General features: G+C 69.7%; 11 protein-coding genes. 7 read left to right on the top strand and 4 right to left on the bottom strand.

What is annotated here, in order from left to right; translation table 11 throughout:
* The first annotated feature begins 4 nt into the window (after positions 1-4).
* From BM133_RS02275 to BM133_RS02265, 3 genes are all read left to right on the top strand, one after another.
* Entirely contained in the window at positions 5-1,366 is a 1,362-nt protein-coding gene (locus BM133_RS02275; RefSeq protein WP_093431355.1) for an NAD(P)H-dependent oxidoreductase, read from the top strand.
* Between the two features lie 167 nt (positions 1,367-1,533).
* Entirely contained in the window at positions 1,534-1,896 is a 363-nt protein-coding gene (locus tag BM133_RS02270) for a YciI family protein (protein WP_093431353.1), read from the top strand.
* Positions 1,893-3,125 carry an RNA polymerase sigma factor gene (locus tag BM133_RS02265; RefSeq protein WP_093431352.1) on the top strand — a complete coding sequence of 411 codons (1,233 nt, stop codon included), beginning with the start codon at positions 1,893-1,895 and terminating at the stop codon, positions 3,123-3,125. The genes BM133_RS02270 and BM133_RS02265 overlap by 4 nt, the downstream gene beginning before the upstream one ends.
* Before the next feature lie 12 nt (positions 3,126-3,137).
* On the opposite strand, the gene BM133_RS02260 is transcribed toward BM133_RS02265, so the two are convergent.
* Complete coding sequence (locus tag BM133_RS02260; protein WP_093431350.1) at positions 3,138-4,613, bottom strand: serine hydrolase domain-containing protein; 1,476 nt, start codon at positions 4,611-4,613, stop codon at positions 3,138-3,140.
* 85 nt (positions 4,614-4,698) lie between these two features.
* Between BM133_RS02260 and BM133_RS02255 the strand changes: the two genes are divergently transcribed.
* The gene (locus BM133_RS02255) at positions 4,699-7,314 is read left to right on the top strand and encodes an FtsX-like permease family protein (RefSeq protein WP_093431349.1); all 2,616 of its coding nucleotides are present in this window, start codon (positions 4,699-4,701) and stop codon (positions 7,312-7,314) included.
* Between the two features lie 19 nt (positions 7,315-7,333).
* Here BM133_RS02255 and BM133_RS02250 read toward each other — a convergent pair whose 3' ends face one another.
* The gene (locus tag BM133_RS02250) at positions 7,334-8,053 is read right to left on the bottom strand and encodes a class I SAM-dependent methyltransferase (RefSeq protein WP_093431347.1); all 720 of its coding nucleotides are present in this window, start codon (positions 8,051-8,053) and stop codon (positions 7,334-7,336) included.
* A gap of 5 nt (positions 8,054-8,058) precedes the next feature.
* On the bottom strand, positions 8,059-10,566 hold the full coding sequence (locus BM133_RS02245; protein WP_177224814.1) for a penicillin acylase family protein: 2,508 nt from the start codon (positions 10,564-10,566) through the stop codon (positions 8,059-8,061).
* Positions 10,567-10,696: 130 nt separating this feature from the next.
* Between BM133_RS02245 and BM133_RS02240 the strand changes: the two genes are divergently transcribed.
* From BM133_RS02240 to BM133_RS02230, 3 genes are all read left to right on the top strand, one after another.
* Positions 10,697-11,782 (top strand): PLP-dependent cysteine synthase family protein, encoded by a 1,086-nt coding sequence (locus tag BM133_RS02240; protein WP_093431344.1) that lies wholly within the window; start codon positions 10,697-10,699, stop codon positions 11,780-11,782.
* A complete protein-coding gene (locus BM133_RS02235) occupies positions 11,782-12,849 on the top strand; it encodes a lipocalin-like domain-containing protein (protein ID WP_093431343.1) in 1,068 nt (355 codons plus the stop codon). Before BM133_RS02240 ends, BM133_RS02235 begins: the two co-directional genes overlap by 1 nt.
* A gap of 215 nt (positions 12,850-13,064) precedes the next feature.
* The gene (locus BM133_RS02230) at positions 13,065-13,607 is read left to right on the top strand and encodes a DUF4399 domain-containing protein (protein WP_093431341.1); all 543 of its coding nucleotides are present in this window, start codon (positions 13,065-13,067) and stop codon (positions 13,605-13,607) included.
* A 100-nt stretch (positions 13,608-13,707) separates the two neighbouring features.
* Here the strand turns inward: BM133_RS02230 and BM133_RS35080 are convergent.
* Positions 13,708-14,241: calcium-binding protein (locus BM133_RS35080; RefSeq protein ID WP_305728056.1), on the bottom strand; the 534-nt coding region annotated here is incomplete at its 5' end.

The raw sequence follows: 14,241 nt of genomic DNA, 5'->3' as shown, positions 1-14,241 counted from the left end.
CCCCATGAGCCTCTACACCCGCCTGCAGCAGCGCGCCGCCGAAGGCCGTCCCATCCGCATCGGCCTCGTCGGCGCCGGCAAGTTCGGCTCGATGTACCTCGCGCAGATTCCGCGCACGCCCGGCGTGCAGCTCGTCGCGATTGCCGACCTGTCGCCCGATGCGGCGCGCGTGAATCTCGAACGCGTGGGCTGGAAGCCCGAGCGTGCGGCCGCGCGCTCGGTGCAGGAAGCCCTGAAGACCGGCACCACCTGGATCACCGACGACTGGCAGGCCGTGACGCGTGAGCCGTCGATCGACATCGTGGTCGAGTGCACCGGCAACCCGGTCGCCGCCGTCGACCACTGCCTGGACGCTTTCGCGCACGGCAAGCACGTGGTCAACGTGACGGTCGAAGCCGATGCCTTCTGCGGCCCGCTGCTCGCGCACAGGGCGCAGCAGGCCGGCGTGATCTATTCGCTGGCCTTCGGCGACCAGCCCGCGCTGATCTGCGACCTGGTGGACTGGGCGCGCACCTGCGGCTTTCCGGTCGTGGCGGCCGGGCGCGGCCACAAGTGGCTGCCGCACTTCACCGAATCGACGCCCGAGACCGTGTGGGGCAACTACGGCCTCACGCCCGAGCAGGCGCTGCGCGGCGGGCTCAACCCGAAGATGTTCAACAGCTTTCTCGACGGCTCCAAGCCGTCGATAGAAAGCTCGGCGGTGGCCAACGCCACCGGGCTCACCGTGCCGTCGGACGGCCTCCTCTACCCGCCCGCGAGCGTGGAAGACATTCCCTTCGTCACCCGCCCGCAGAGCGAAGGCGGCGTGCTGGAACGCAAGGGCATGGTCGAGGTGATCTCCTCGCTCGAAGCCGACGGCCGCAAGATTCCGTACGACATCCGCATGGGCGTGTGGGTCACGGTCGAGGCCGAGACCGACTACATCAAGAACTGCTTCGAGGAATACAACGCCCACACCGACCCGAGCGGGCGCTATTTCACGCTCTACAAGCGCTGGCACCTCATCGGCCTGGAAGTCGGCATGTCGGTCGCGAGCGTGGCGCTGCGCGGCGAGGCGACCGGCGTGGCCACCTGCTGGAACGCCGACGTGGTCGCCACCGCCAAGCGCGACCTCGCGGCGGGCGAGATGCTCGACGGCGAAGGCGGCTACACCGTGTGGGGCAAGCTGCTGCCGGCCGAGCGGTCGCTGCGCCTGGGCGGCCTGCCGCTCGGCCTTGCGCACAACGTCAAGCTCGTGCGGCCGGTGAAGAAGGGCCAGAGCCTCGGCTGGGCCGACGTGGCGATCGACACCTCGACCGCCGCCTATCGCCTGCGCAACGAGATGGAAAGCATGTTCTCCGCGTCCGTCAACGAGAAGGCGGCCTAAAGGCGTACCAGCCGAAAGACGTAGGTAGCGCAACCGTTGCGCCAAACGGCAATCGCGTAAAAAATAATCTGCACGGCACGGACCTTCCGTGTCGAAATGACCGGCTGCGGGCCGTCATTGTGGTGAGCGATCTTGCTCAGTCATCTTTTCCATGACGGAGAGACACCATGCAGTACATGTTGATGTTCTATCAGCCCGCGGCCGAATTCGAACACCGCGACGACGCGTCCTCAAAGGCATACCGGTCCAGCTGGATCGCGTATGCCGATGCGGTGCGCCAGTCGGGCGTCGCGCTCGGCGGCCACGGCCTCTTCCCGCCCATGACCGGCACCACGCTGCGCGTGCGCGGCGACAAGCGCCAGGTGCAGGACGGCCCCTTCGCCGACACCAAGGAGCAGCTCGGCGGCTACTTCGTGGTGGACGTGCCGGACCTGGACGCCGCACTCGAATGGGCGGCGCGCGCACCCTGCGCATCGAGCGGGGGCGTGGAAGTGCGGCCCGTCTTCACGGCCACGGCAGCCACATCGTGAACGACCCGGCGGCTCATCAGGCCGCCGACAAGGCGGCGCGCGAGTCGTACGGCCGGCTGCTGGCGATCCTGTCGGCGCGCACGCACGACATCGCCGCCTCCGAAGACGCGCTCGCCGACGCCTTTGCGCGCGCGCTCGAACGCTGGCCGGCCGACGGCATTCCCGCGCAACCCGATGCGTGGCTCCTGAGCGTGGCGCGGCACCGCAAGCTGGACGCCTGGCGCCACACCCGTGTGCAGGACCAAGCCACCCAGACCCTGCTGCTGCTGGCCGGCGAGATGGACGAAGCCAGCGCCGAAGGCACCGCCGTACCCGACGAGCGGCTGCGCCTGCTCTTCGTGTGCGCGCACCCCGCCATCGATGCGGCGGCCCGCGCGCCGCTGATGCTGCAGACCGTGCTGGGCCTGGACGCGGCGCGCATGGCCAGCGCCTTTCTCACCGCGCCTTCCACGCTCGGCCAGCGGCTGGTGCGGGCCAAGGCGCGCATCCGCGCAGCGGGCATTCCCTTCGAATATCCGCAGGCGCGCGACCTGCCGCAGCGGCTGCAGGACGTGCTCGACGGCATCTACGCCGCCTACGGCACCGGCTGGGACGACGTGGACGGCGCCGATGCGCTGCCGCGCGGCCTCACGGCCGAAGCCATCGACCTGGGCCGCATCCTCTGCCACCTCATGCCCGACGAGCCCGAGCCGCTGGGCCTGCGCGCGCTGATGCTCTTCTGCGAAAGCCGCGCCGCCGCCCGGCGCAGCGAGACCGGTGCCTACGTGCCGCTCGACCAGCAGGACACCCTGCGCTGGGACCCCGACCTGCTCGCGGAGGCCGAGCGGTGCCTGCGGCTGGCATCGGAGATGAAATCCCTCGGTGCGTACCAGCTGGAAGCCGCCATCCAGTCGGCCCATTGCGAACGCCGCGTGGGTGCACCGGTGGCGCCCGAGGTGCTGGTGTCGCTGTACGAGGGCCTCTTGGCGCTGCGGCCCAGCATCGGCGCGCAGGTAAGCCGCGCCTGTGCGCTCGCGAATGCGCGCGGGCCCGAAGTCGGACTGCGCGCACTCGAAGCGATTCCCTCGGACGAGGTGGCGAGCTACCAGCCCTTCTGGGCCGCACGCGCGCACCTGCTGGCGGCCGGCGGGGCGCGTGCCGCGGCGCGGCAGGCTTATGACCGCGCGATCGGGCTGAGTGCGAATGCGGCGGTGCGGGCGTATCTCAATGGGATGTCGCAGCGGCTCTGAGCAGCGGTTCTTTTATTCCTGCGGCACGGCGACCGCCTCGCCCACGCGCCGCCCTTCGAGCTGGCTCCCGCCCTGCGCCAGCGTCACGCCCACCACCGCATTGCCCTCCCCGCGCTGGAACACGATCTGCGCACCGATGGTGGCCACCGCGAAGCGGTCGGTGCCCGTCGGCGTGAGCGCGTTGTAGCCGCGCCCCGTCTCGCGCACCAGCAGGCGCCCGTTGCGCACCGTGAAGCCCAGGGCCTTGGTCTTGCTGATGCGGTACTCGCCCTTGTAGTCCTCCAGCCGCTTCGGATCGACCGGCACCTCCGTGGTCGACACCGGGTAGCGGTTCTTGCCGATCGCCAGCATCACCGGCTGCAGCGGCGCGCGCGCGTTGCTGCTGAGCACGATCAGCGCCTCGCCCGTGTCGGGCGCGATCAGCCACAGCGTGCGGTAGCCCTCGGTGAGCCCCGCGTGCCAGTAGGTGCGGCGCCCGCCCTCGGGGCCGCGCACCATCACCGCATAGCCGATCTCGGCGCCCTCGTAGCGCGCGAGCGGCGTGAGCATGCGCGCAGCGGCCGGGCCCAGCGGGCCGCTCGCGCCGGCGAGGACCGCGCGGCTGAAGGTCATCATGTCGGCGGCCGTGGAGCGCAGCGCGCTGGCCGGCGCGTAGGCCATCATGTCCAGGAGCGGCCGGCGCCGGTCGCCGGCGAAGGCCGGGGCCATGCGCGAGGCCTTGTCGCCGAGCGGGATCACGGTGTCGTTCATGCCCAGCGGTTCGGTGATGCGCGCGCGCACCAGTTCGCCCCACGAGGTGTTGTAGCGCTCGGCCAGCAATTGCCCGAGCAGCGCCATGCCGAAGTTGCTGTACGCGGCTTCGCACGGCGCCGCCAATGCGGTGAGCTTGATGCGCGAGAGGGCTGCCCAGAACATGGCCTTGTCGAAGGTGCGCAGCTGCTCGGCCAGCGGCGCACCGCCCGTCACGCCGTCGGCCATCACGGGCATGCAGCCCGTGTGCGTGGCCAGTTGCTTCAGCGTGACCGCGGCCACCGCGGGCGGCACCCCCTGGACCTTGCCGGCAAGCACCTTGCCCACGGTGTCGTCCAGCTTCAGGTCGCCGCGCTCCACCGCCTGTGCGAGCAGGAGGCCGGTGAAGACCTTGGTGACCGAGCCGATCTCGAACATCGGCTGCTCGGCGCTGTTGGGCTCGATGGGGCGCGGGGGCGAGAGCGGCTCGGGGTTGTAGGCCGCGCCATACGAGGCCTTGCCGTTGCGCAAGAGGCCGATGACGAGCGTTCCGCGCTCGGCCCCCAGCGCCGCCTTGGCCAGCACGGCCGGGTCGCTCGCGAGGGACAGCGGTTGCTGCTGCTGTTGTGGTTGCTGCGGCGGCTGGAGCTGTGCGGCGGCATTGCCGGCCAGCAGCGGGGCAAGAAGCCAGGCCGCGAAGCAGCGGCGGCGCATCACCGGGAACATGCGTGTGGACAAGGCTGGGGGCAGGAGCCGCATCGTCGAATTCCTCGGGGCATCGTCATCGAAAGAGGCGCCATCGTGCCACGCGGATGTAACACGCGGCCAGAGCCACAATCGGCGCATGCGTGCATTGCTCACCACCTTCTCCTGGCAGGAACTGCGCCACCACCCCTGGCGCAACGCGGCGGCCGTGCTGGCCGTGATGCTGGGCGTGGCGCTCGCGTTCTCGGTGCAGCTCATCAACGCCTCGGCGCTGGACGAGTTCTCCAGTGCGGTGCGCTCGGTCAACGGGCAGCCCGACCTGGAGGTGCGCGCCGTGCAGGGCGGCTTCGACGAGGCCGTGTTCGCGCAACTGGCCCGCCATCCGCAGGTGACGCTCGCCAGCCCGGTGCTCGAGTTCCAGGGCCTGGCCCTGGTTCTGCCCAGCGGCGAGCGCCAGGTGCCGATGCGCGTGATCGGCGTCGATGCGCTGGTGCTCCCCACCATCGCGCCCGCGCTGATGCCGCAACCCGCCGCGGGCGCCGACCGCTTCGCGCTCTTCGCGCCGGGGCATGTGTTCCTCAATGCCGCCGCGCGCGGCGTGCTCGGCCTGCCGGCGCAAGCCAGCGGCGATGCCACCGAGACGGTGCAGTTGCGCAGCGGCGCCACGTGGCACCGGCTCGACGTGGCGGGCCACGTCGCCGCCAGCGGCACGGCGCTCGCGGTGATGGACATCGCGGCTGCGCAGGAGCTGTTCGACCAGGTCGGCCGGTTGAGCCGCATCGACCTGCGCCTGGCGCCCGGCACCGACCGCGCAGCCTTCACCGATGCGCTGCAGAAATCCCCCGGCTGGCCCGCGGGCGTGCAGTTCGCGGAACCGGGCGATGCGGCCGAGCGCGTGAGCAACCTCTCGCGCGCCTACCGCGTCAACCTCACGGTGCTGGCGCTGGTGGCGCTGTTCACGGGCGCGTTCCTGGTGTTCTCGGTGCTGGCGTTGAGCGTGGCCAAGCGTGCGCAGCAGTTCGCGCTGCTCGGCGTGCTCGGCCTCACGCCGCGCGAGCGGCTGCGGCTGGTGCTGGCCGAATCGCTGGTGCTCGGCGTGATCGGCAGCGCCGCCGGTCTTGCGCTGGGCACCGCGCTCGCGGCCTTCGCGCTGCGGGTGCTGGGCGGCGACCTGGGCGGGGGGTACTTCGAAGGCGTCGCGCCCAAGCTGCACTGGAGCGGCGGCGCGGCGCTGCTGTACGGTGGCCTCGGCGTGGCGGCAGCACTGGTGGGTGGCTGGTGGCCTGCGCGCGCGGCGCAGGCGCTGCCCGAGGCGCAGACGCTCAAGGGCCTGGGCGCCGCGCCCACGCAGAGCCGCAGCCACTGGCTCGCGCTCGGGCTGATCGCGCTCAGTGCGGCGCTGGCGAACATTCCGGCCATCGGCGGCATTCCGGTGGCGGCGTATGTGTCGGTGGCGTGCCTGCTGGTGGGCGGCATCACCGCCCTGCCTTGGCTCATCGCGCTGCTGTACGACCGCATCGCGCCCGCGTTCGCCGAGCGCGTGCTGCCGATGCTGGCCATCGAGCGTGCGCGGCGCATGCGCGGCACCGCCGCCGTGGCGGTCAGCGGCGTGGTCGCGAGCCTGAGCCTCGCGGTGGCGCTCACGGTGATGGTCGCGAGCTTTCGAGATTCGGTGACGCACTGGCTGGACGTGGTGCTGCCGGCCGACCTGTACGTGCGCGCCACCTCGGGCGGCCGCGGCGGCAACAGCGGCGGCACGAGCAGCACCGACACCGCGACCTTCCCGCCCGCCTTCGTGCAGGCGCTGGCGCAACTGCCCGGCGTGGCGCGCACGGGCACGCTGCGCACGCAGTCGTTGCAGCTGGATGCCTCGCAGCCGGCCGTGACGCTGATCGCGCGCAGCCTGGAAGGCAGCGCGTCCCAATCGCTGCCGCTGGTGGGCGCGGCATTGCCCGTGCCCTCGGGGCAGATCGGCATCTACGTGAGCGAGCCGATGGTGGAACTCTACGGCGCGAAGCCGGGCACCGCCTTCGCGCCGCTGGCCGCCGCGCTGTCGGCCACTGCGCTCCCCACGAAAGTCGCGAACACCTTCTTCGTCGCGGGCGTGTGGCGCGACTATGCGCGGCAGTTCGGCGCGGTCACGATGGATGCGCGCGACTACGCGCGCATCACCGGCCAGCGCGACGTGAGCGACATCTCGCTGTGGCTCGCGCCGGGCGCCTCCGAAGGCGCCGTGCAGGCGGCCGTGCGCGCGCTCGCCGCGCGCCAGGGCGGCGGGTCGCCCGACTCGGTCGAGATCGCCTCGGTCGGGCAGATCCGCGCGACGTCGCTGCGCATCTTCGACCGCAGCTTCGCAGTCACCTACTGGCTGCAGGCCGTGGCCATCGCCATCGGTCTCTTCGGCATCGCGGCGAGCTTCAGCGCGCAGGTGCTCGCGCGGCGCAAGGAATTCGGGCTGCTCGCGCACCTGGGGTTCACGCGGCGGCAGGTGCTGGCCGTGGTGGCGGGCGAAGGCGCGGCGTGGACGGCCATCGGCGCCGTGGCCGGGCTGGTGCTCGGGCTGGCGGTGTCGGTGGTGCTCGTGAAGGTGGTGAACCCGCAGAGCTTTCACTGGACGATGGACCTGCTCGTGCCGTGGACGCGCCTTATCGCGCTGTGCGGCGCGGTGGTGGTGGCGGGCACGGTCACCGCGTGGCTGGCGGGACGGGCGGCCGCGGGCAAGGATGTGGTGCTGGCGGTGAAAGAGGACTGGTAGCGCCCTCCTCTTTCAGTGCTCAGAGGTCGGACGTTCCGTTCCAGTCGATCAGGCCCGTGCCGCTCCAGTGGCCGAAGGAAGTGAGGTCCATCTTGGGCCGGCCGATGCGGCGCCAGATGTCGATCATGTTCACGACGCGGATGTCGTCGAACATGACGATCACATCGCGCGACAGGTTCAACGTGCCCAGGTTGGCGAGGATGTTCGCCTCCGTGATGCCGTCCTTGGGCCCATCGACAAAGACCAGGTCGGCCGACTCGAACAGCGCGCGATGCGGCTCGATGCCGCCCGGCGTGGAGATGTCGTGCAGCACCTGCCGCACGCGGCCTCCGGCGAAGTCGGAAGGCGCGAGCCAGGTGTCGGCAAAGCCGTTCCACGCCAGCAGGTCGAAGGTGGCCAGGGTTCCCGAAGGCTGCAGGTCCTGTGCGAGCGCCAGCGTGCCCATGCCGGTGAAGGTGCCGATCTCGATCACCGTCTTCGGGTTCAGCGTGCGCACCAGCGCGGCCAGCAGCCGGTAGTGTTCGCCGGGCCAGGTGTCGAACCAGTGCGGCTCCTTCGACGCGCGGCCCTCGTAGACGGGCAATGCCACGTCCATCGCCATCGCACATGCCTTGAGGGCGACCTCCATCAGTCGCCGGCTGGGCCGGGCAGGCTCGTCATCCATGCTCGCGATGATCGAGACCTCCTTGTGGCGTGCGGGGACTTCAGCGAATTTGCGGTTGAGCTCGTCGAGGGTCATGGCGCCTATTTTGCGGGGGTCAGCTGGATCCGCTCCACGGTTTCCTTTTCCACCGCCCCGCGGCTGTAGACCAGCGGCACGTACTTGCCTTCGAGCCACAGCGGCGCAAGGTCGCGGTAGTTGGGGCTGTCCGGGTTGCCCGACTGGCCCGGCGTGTTGATGACGCGCGAGGCGTCCCAGTTGCCCACGTCGAGCACCATGCGGAACGACGCGCCCGCGGTCAACCGGTAGTCGCTCGCCCGGTAGGTCGCCGCCATCGGCGTGAAGCTGGAGCCGGACATCGGCCAGTCGCCCACGTCCAGCTTCTTGCGCGTGGCGGCATCGACCACCTCGGCGAGCGGATGGCGGAACTCCGCGCGATGCAGGGTGCCCCACTTCCAGGCCTTCATGTCGGGACCGAGCTTGGCGGTGAGCTCCTGCATCGCGGGCGGCAGCGTCTGCAGCAGCAGGGCATCGCGCTGCGCGTCGGTGACCCAGCCGAACGGGTTCTCCAGCAGCAGCACCATGCGCGTGTTGTCGCCTGGCGCCGCCAGCGGCGCGCCCACATCGCCCGCACCCGCCTTGAGCACCGCCGCGCGCAGCGGCTTGCTGCTCCACACCTCGTAGAGCGCGGCCGCGGCGCTGTCGCGGTCCATCGCGCCGTCCCAGCCCTGCAGCAGGCGCAGGCCGGCTGCCGTTTGCGCGTCGTCGCTGCGCAGGCCCGCCAGCAGCTTCAGGAGCCGCTGCGCCGGCGTCGCGACGATGTCGTTCTGCATGCGCTCGGAGTCCTCGATGGTGAAGCGCGAACCCGCCGCCACCTTCGTGGCGAACAGCTCTTTCAAACGACGCGCGCGAGCCGCATCGCTCCACTCGTAGCCGATGCCCTTCTTCGCGGCCGGATGGTCGGGCGGAATGTTGTTCTCGTTGGCGGTCACCACGTAGCCGCGCGCGGGGTTGAACTCCGAAGGCAGCTCGTCGCCATTGCGAAAGCCCGACCACTCGTAGCGGCCATCGCCCGGCACGGGCATGAGACCATCCCAGTTGGGCCGGATCGGCGTGAGCCCGCCCGGAATCCAGCCGACGTTGCCGCTGCTGTCGGCATACACCTGGTTCTCGCCCGGTGCGCCCCAGCGGTTCATCGCGGCGCGGAACTGGTCCCAGTTGCGCGCGCGCATGTAGTCCATCGAACCGAAATACGGCGCCATGCCGGGCTCCAGCCAGGCGGCGCGCAATGCATACGCGCGCCGCTTGCCGGGCTCCGCGAGCAGCACGGGGCCATGCCGCGTGAAGGTGTTGACCACCTCGCGCGGCGTGCTCTCGCCGCGTACCGCGATGCGCTCGGTGACGCGCGTCATCGGCTCCCAGCGGCCCTGGTAGCGGTACTCGTTGGGGTTCTTCGGGTTGAGCTGGTACACGTACAGGTCTTCCTGGTCCATGTAGAAGCGCGTGAGACCGAAGGCGATGGTGCCGTTGTGGCCGATCGACAGGCCCGGCAGGAAGGGCTCGCCCGCGCCGATGGCGTCCATGCCGGGGGCGCTCAGGTGCGTCATGTAGCGCAGGCTGGGCGCGCCATGCGAGCGGTGCGGGTCGTTGGCCAGGATGGGCCGGCCGGTGGAGGTGAGCTTCGGCGAGATGACCCAGTTGTTGCTGCCGTAGGCGCCCGTGGGGTCGCCTTGCAGCGCCTGTTGCTGCGCCTCGTCCTGCTCGGCTTTCGCTGCGATCGATTCGGCGCTGCCGGGCAGCAAGGCCACCGGCGTGGAAGGCGTGCCCGCATTCATGCCGACCCGCGTGTTGTCCTTGGTGAAGCGCGGCGAGTCCGTCGCCCGCAGGTACGCGGCGCGCAGTTCCGCTGCAGGAATGGTGCAGGGGTCGAACCCCACCGGCACCTTGGGCGTGACCGGCGGATCGAGCTCACGGCGCAGCCAGTCGGCCTTGATGCCCGGGCCGCCCGCGCAGAAGGCGCGTGCGCGGTCGACCTCGGAGGTGAAGTTGAGCGTGAGCCCGTGGTGCCGGATGCGCACCACGTCCTCGGGCGACCACGTGGCCGGCTGGTAGCCCAGCAATGCGAACTCGGTCGGCAGCAGCGCAGGCTGCGCGCGAACCTGCGCGACGTAGGCATTGACGCCAGCGGTGAAGGCCTCGGCCACGCGCTTGGCGTCCGACCCGTAGGCCAGCCACTCGCGGTACATGTCGCCGCGGTAGAGCACGGCGCGCGCGGCGCGGTCGCTCTCGACCCATGCAGGGCCGAAGTCCTTGGCCATTTCGCCCAGGCCGCGCTTGCGCCACAGGTCCATCTGCCAAAGCCGGTCGCGCGCGGCGATGAAGCCCTGCGCCACGAAGGCGTCGTAGAGCGTGCCGGCGTACAGGTGCGGCACGCCCCAGCGGTCGACCAGCACCTCGGCGGGCTTCTCGAGGCCGGGGACGGTGAAGGATGAAGAGGGGCGCGTGGGCGTGTCGCTGCCCGGAGGGCTGGACGCACACCCGGCGAGGGCGATGGCGGCCAATGCGCCGATGGAAAGCCGATGGCTCGGCATGCGTCGCGCTGCCAGGCGCGGGCTCGTTCTTTTCATGTGTCTCGTCTCCTGCCTTGTTTACGGCAGCGCACAGTATCCCGATTTCCACCGGCCACCGGGTTACAAGGCATGACTTGTAGACTGGCGCGCTATGCAGCCCACACCCTCCTTCCTCCCTGGCGCCTCCTGCAGCGGCTGGCTCGGCGGCGCCATCCGCCGCATCGAAGCCGACTACCAGCGCAGCGCCGACACGCACCTGATCCCGCTCCCCCTGCCCGCGCTCGCGGCAGCCGGCATCGACCTGTACCTGAAAGACGAATCCACCCACCCGACCGGCAGCCTCAAGCACCGGCTCGCGCGCTCGCTCTTTCTCTACGCACTGTGCAACGGCTGGGTGCGCGAGGGCACGACCATCGTGGAGGCTTCGAGCGGATCGACGGCGGTGAGCGAGGCCTACTTCGCGCGGCTCCTGGGCCTGCCCTTCATCGCGGTGATGCCGCGCAGCACCTCGCCCGAGAAGATCGCGCAGATCGCCTTCTACGGCGCGAGCTGCCACTTCGTGGACCACGCCGCACAGGTGTACGAGGAAGCCCGCGCGCTGGCCGAGCGCACGGGCGGCCACTACATGGACCAGTTCACGTATGCCGAGCGCGCGACCGACTGGCGCGGCAACAACAACATCGCCGAGAGCATGTTCCAGCAGATGGCGCGGGAGCGCCATCCGATCCCCGAATGGATCGTGGTGGGTGCGGGCACCGGCGGCACCAGCGCGACCATCGGCCGGTACCTGCGCTACCGCTGCCACGACACGCAGGTGTGCGTGCCCGACCCCGAGGGCTCGGTGTTCTCGGCCTATCACCGCACGGGCGACGCGACGCTCACGGCCGTGGGCTCGCGCATCGAAGGCATCGGGCAGCCGCGCGTGGAGCCGAGCTTCATCCGCACGCTGGTCGATCGCATGATCGAGGTGCCCAATCTCGATTCGGTGGCGGCGATGCATGCGCTCTCGGCGCTGCTGGGGCGCAAGGTCGGGCCTTCGACGGGCACCAACTTCATCGGCATGCTGGCGGTGGCACAGGAGCTGCGCGCGGCCGGGCGGCAGGGGTCGATCCTGTCGCTGCTGTGCGATTCGGGCGAGCGCTACCTGCCCAGCTACCACGATGCTGCATGGGTGCAGAACGCGTTCGGCGACATCGGGCCGGCGCAGCAGCGCGTCGATGCGCTGGTGGCGGGGTGATGTCTTCCGGTTCCTTCGGCCTCTCGCGGCGCAGCTTGCTGCTCGCCGCACTGGCCGCCGCGCCCGCGAGCTGGGCACTGCCCGCGCGCACGCTGCAGTTCCCGCGCGACTTCGGCAGCCACCCCGGCCTGCACACCGAGTGGTGGTACATCACCGGCCACGCGAAGAGCGCGGCGGGGCGCGAGTTCGGCTTCCAGGTGACGTTCTTCCGCTCGCGCATCGATGCGACGCAGAACATGCGCTCGGCCTTCGCCGCGAAGAACCTCGTGTTCGCGCACGCCGCCGTCACCGACCTCGAAGGCCGCGTGCTGCTGCACGACCAGCGCATCGCGCGCGCCGGCTTCGGCGTTGCATCGGCCAGCGAAACCGACACCGAGGTGCAGTTGCGCGACTGGTCGCTGGTGCGCAAGGACGGCAGCTATGCGGCGCGCATTCCGGCCGGCGAATTCGCGCTCGACCTGCGCTTCACGCCGACGCAGCCGGTGCTCTTGCAAGGCAACGCCGGCCTCTCGCGCAAGGGGCCCGATGAAGCGCAGGCGAGCTACTACTACAGCGAGCCCCAGTTGAAGACGCAGGGCAAGCTCACGCTCAAGGGCCAGGCCTTCGAGGTCGATGGCACCGCGTGGCTCGACCACGAATGGAGCGAAGCGCTGATGCACCCCGAGGCGGTGGGCTGGGACTGGATCGGCATGAACCTGGACGACGGCAGCGCGCTCACCGCCTTTCATTTGCGCCGCAAGGATGGCAGCGCTCTGTGGGGCGGCGGATCGTTTCGCACGCGCGATGGGGCGCTGCGTGTCTTCAGGAACGACGAGGTGCGTTTCGAGAGCGTCAACGCCTGGAGCAGTCCGCGCACGCGGGCGTTGTACCCGACGCAATGGCGCGTGCAGACGCCGTCCGGCAACTTCGAGGTGCGCGCGTTGCTCGATGACCAGGAACTGGACAGCCGAGGTTCGACTGGGGGGGTGTACTGGGAAGGCCTCAGCGATCTTCTCGATGCGCAGGGAAAGCGCGTGGGGCGTGGCTATCTGGAGATGACCGGCTACGCTGCGCCGCTGCGGCTGTAGTTGCATTCAGGGCGGGTGCACAGGCCGCCGGGTACTCCCCTCCGCGAATGTCCCCCGGGCTTCGCCCTCCTCCTTGATTTCGCTGCGGGGAGCACCCGACGGCCTGCGCACGGGAAGCGTGGCTGGTGTGCGTGCTGGCGAACCAGGCGCAGCGCACTTGTGGAAACATCGGCTGGGCGTGCATCCGTTTTGCGGGCGGTGTCGTAAGTCTCCCCATGAACATCCATCACCCCCTGAAACCGCTGGCCATCGCCGGTGTCCTGCTGTCGATCAGCGTCTCCTTCGCTTTCGCGGCGCCGCCGGACGTCGCGCTCAAGCCGCTGGAGACCACCGACTCCGTCATCAGCGACGTCAGCGCGAGCGACCGCACGCGGCCCTTCCTGCCCGGGGAGAAACTGCTGTACTTCACGAACATCAAGAACGGCGACCAGGTGAGATCGCCGTTTCGCGTCGCGTTCGTGGCTTCGGGGATGGGGGTCGCGCCCGTGGCTGCCGGTGAGATCAAGAACACCGGGCATCACCACATCCTGATCGACATGCCGCTGCCGGTCGACATCAAGGCGCCGATTCCGTTCGACAAGCCCGATGAGTATTTGCACCAGCACTACAAGCACTACGGCAACGGCGAGACCGAAGCGGTGCTCGACCTGCCGCCCGGCAAGCACAAGCTGCGGCTGCTGTTCGCCAACCACCAGCACGTGCCGTACTACGTGACCAGCCGGGAGATCGAGATCACCGTGCTGCCGAAGGCCAACTAGCGGATGACGCACTGATCGTCACTGCCTGACTGTCGCAGGACAAGGAAGAAGTTCCCGCCCACGTGCGGTGGGCGGGTGTGAGCACCGATCTGCGATGCACTCAATGCCAGTTGGCGGCAATGATCGGCATCAGGCTGGCTTGGTAGTTGGCTGGCAACGCGGTCTGGCCCGCAGCCGGCGGCGCAAAGCTTGCCATGGCCTGAACAAGATTCTGCACCTGACTGTCCATCAGCGTCTTGCCGCTGATGGACTTGAACTGCTCGACGTGGTGCTGGCTACCCAAGTACCAGTCGTTGACAACCAACTTGTCTCCGGTTCCTATCAGGCTGACTTCCAGGTCATTTTCTATTTGACGAAACCATAGCTGATCGACACTGGCGTCAAACACGGCTACGTCCGCATTCCCGGTTGTCGCGTCATCCTCGTCGACCCGATCAACGCCATACCCTCGCCCCATCACATAGGTGTCGTTACCAGCACCGCCCGACAGCAAATCATCTCCCTCTTTGCCGTCCAGGGTATCGCTGCCGGCGTAGCCCTTGAGCGTGTTCATCGCTGCGCTCCCGGTCAAGACGCGAGTGCCATCGTCGTTGATGACGTTGCGCCAGTCTTCGCGATCCTTGGCATCGAAGCG

The sequence above is a fragment of the Variovorax sp. 770b2 genome (genome assembly GCF_900115685.1).
GTDB lineage: Bacteria > Pseudomonadota > Gammaproteobacteria > Burkholderiales > Burkholderiaceae_C > Variovorax.
Note: the sequence above shows the minus strand (reverse complement) of the source record. Positions and strands in the feature narration are given on the sequence as shown.

Excerpts from the sequence above, each read along its gene's own strand:
- BM133_RS02250 (WP_093431347.1), bottom strand. The coding sequence starts at position 8,053 with ATGACCCTCGACGAGCTCAACCGCAAATTCGCTGAAGTCCCCGCACGC.
- BM133_RS02275 (WP_093431355.1), top strand. The coding sequence starts at position 5 with ATGAGCCTCTACACCCGCCTGCAGCAGCGCGCCGCCGAAGGCCGTCCC.
- BM133_RS02235 (WP_093431343.1), top strand. The coding sequence starts at position 11,782 with ATGTCTTCCGGTTCCTTCGGCCTCTCGCGGCGCAGCTTGCTGCTCGCC.
- BM133_RS02230 (WP_093431341.1), top strand. The coding sequence starts at position 13,065 with ATGAACATCCATCACCCCCTGAAACCGCTGGCCATCGCCGGTGTCCTG.
- BM133_RS02245 (WP_177224814.1), bottom strand. The coding sequence starts at position 10,566 with ATGCCGAGCCATCGGCTTTCCATCGGCGCATTGGCCGCCATCGCCCTC.
- BM133_RS02255 (WP_093431349.1), top strand. The coding sequence starts at position 4,699 with ATGCGTGCATTGCTCACCACCTTCTCCTGGCAGGAACTGCGCCACCAC.
- BM133_RS02240 (WP_093431344.1), top strand. The coding sequence starts at position 10,697 with ATGCAGCCCACACCCTCCTTCCTCCCTGGCGCCTCCTGCAGCGGCTGG.
- BM133_RS02260 (WP_093431350.1), bottom strand. The coding sequence starts at position 4,613 with ATGCGGCTCCTGCCCCCAGCCTTGTCCACACGCATGTTCCCGGTGATG.
- BM133_RS02270 (WP_093431353.1), top strand. The coding sequence starts at position 1,534 with ATGCAGTACATGTTGATGTTCTATCAGCCCGCGGCCGAATTCGAACAC.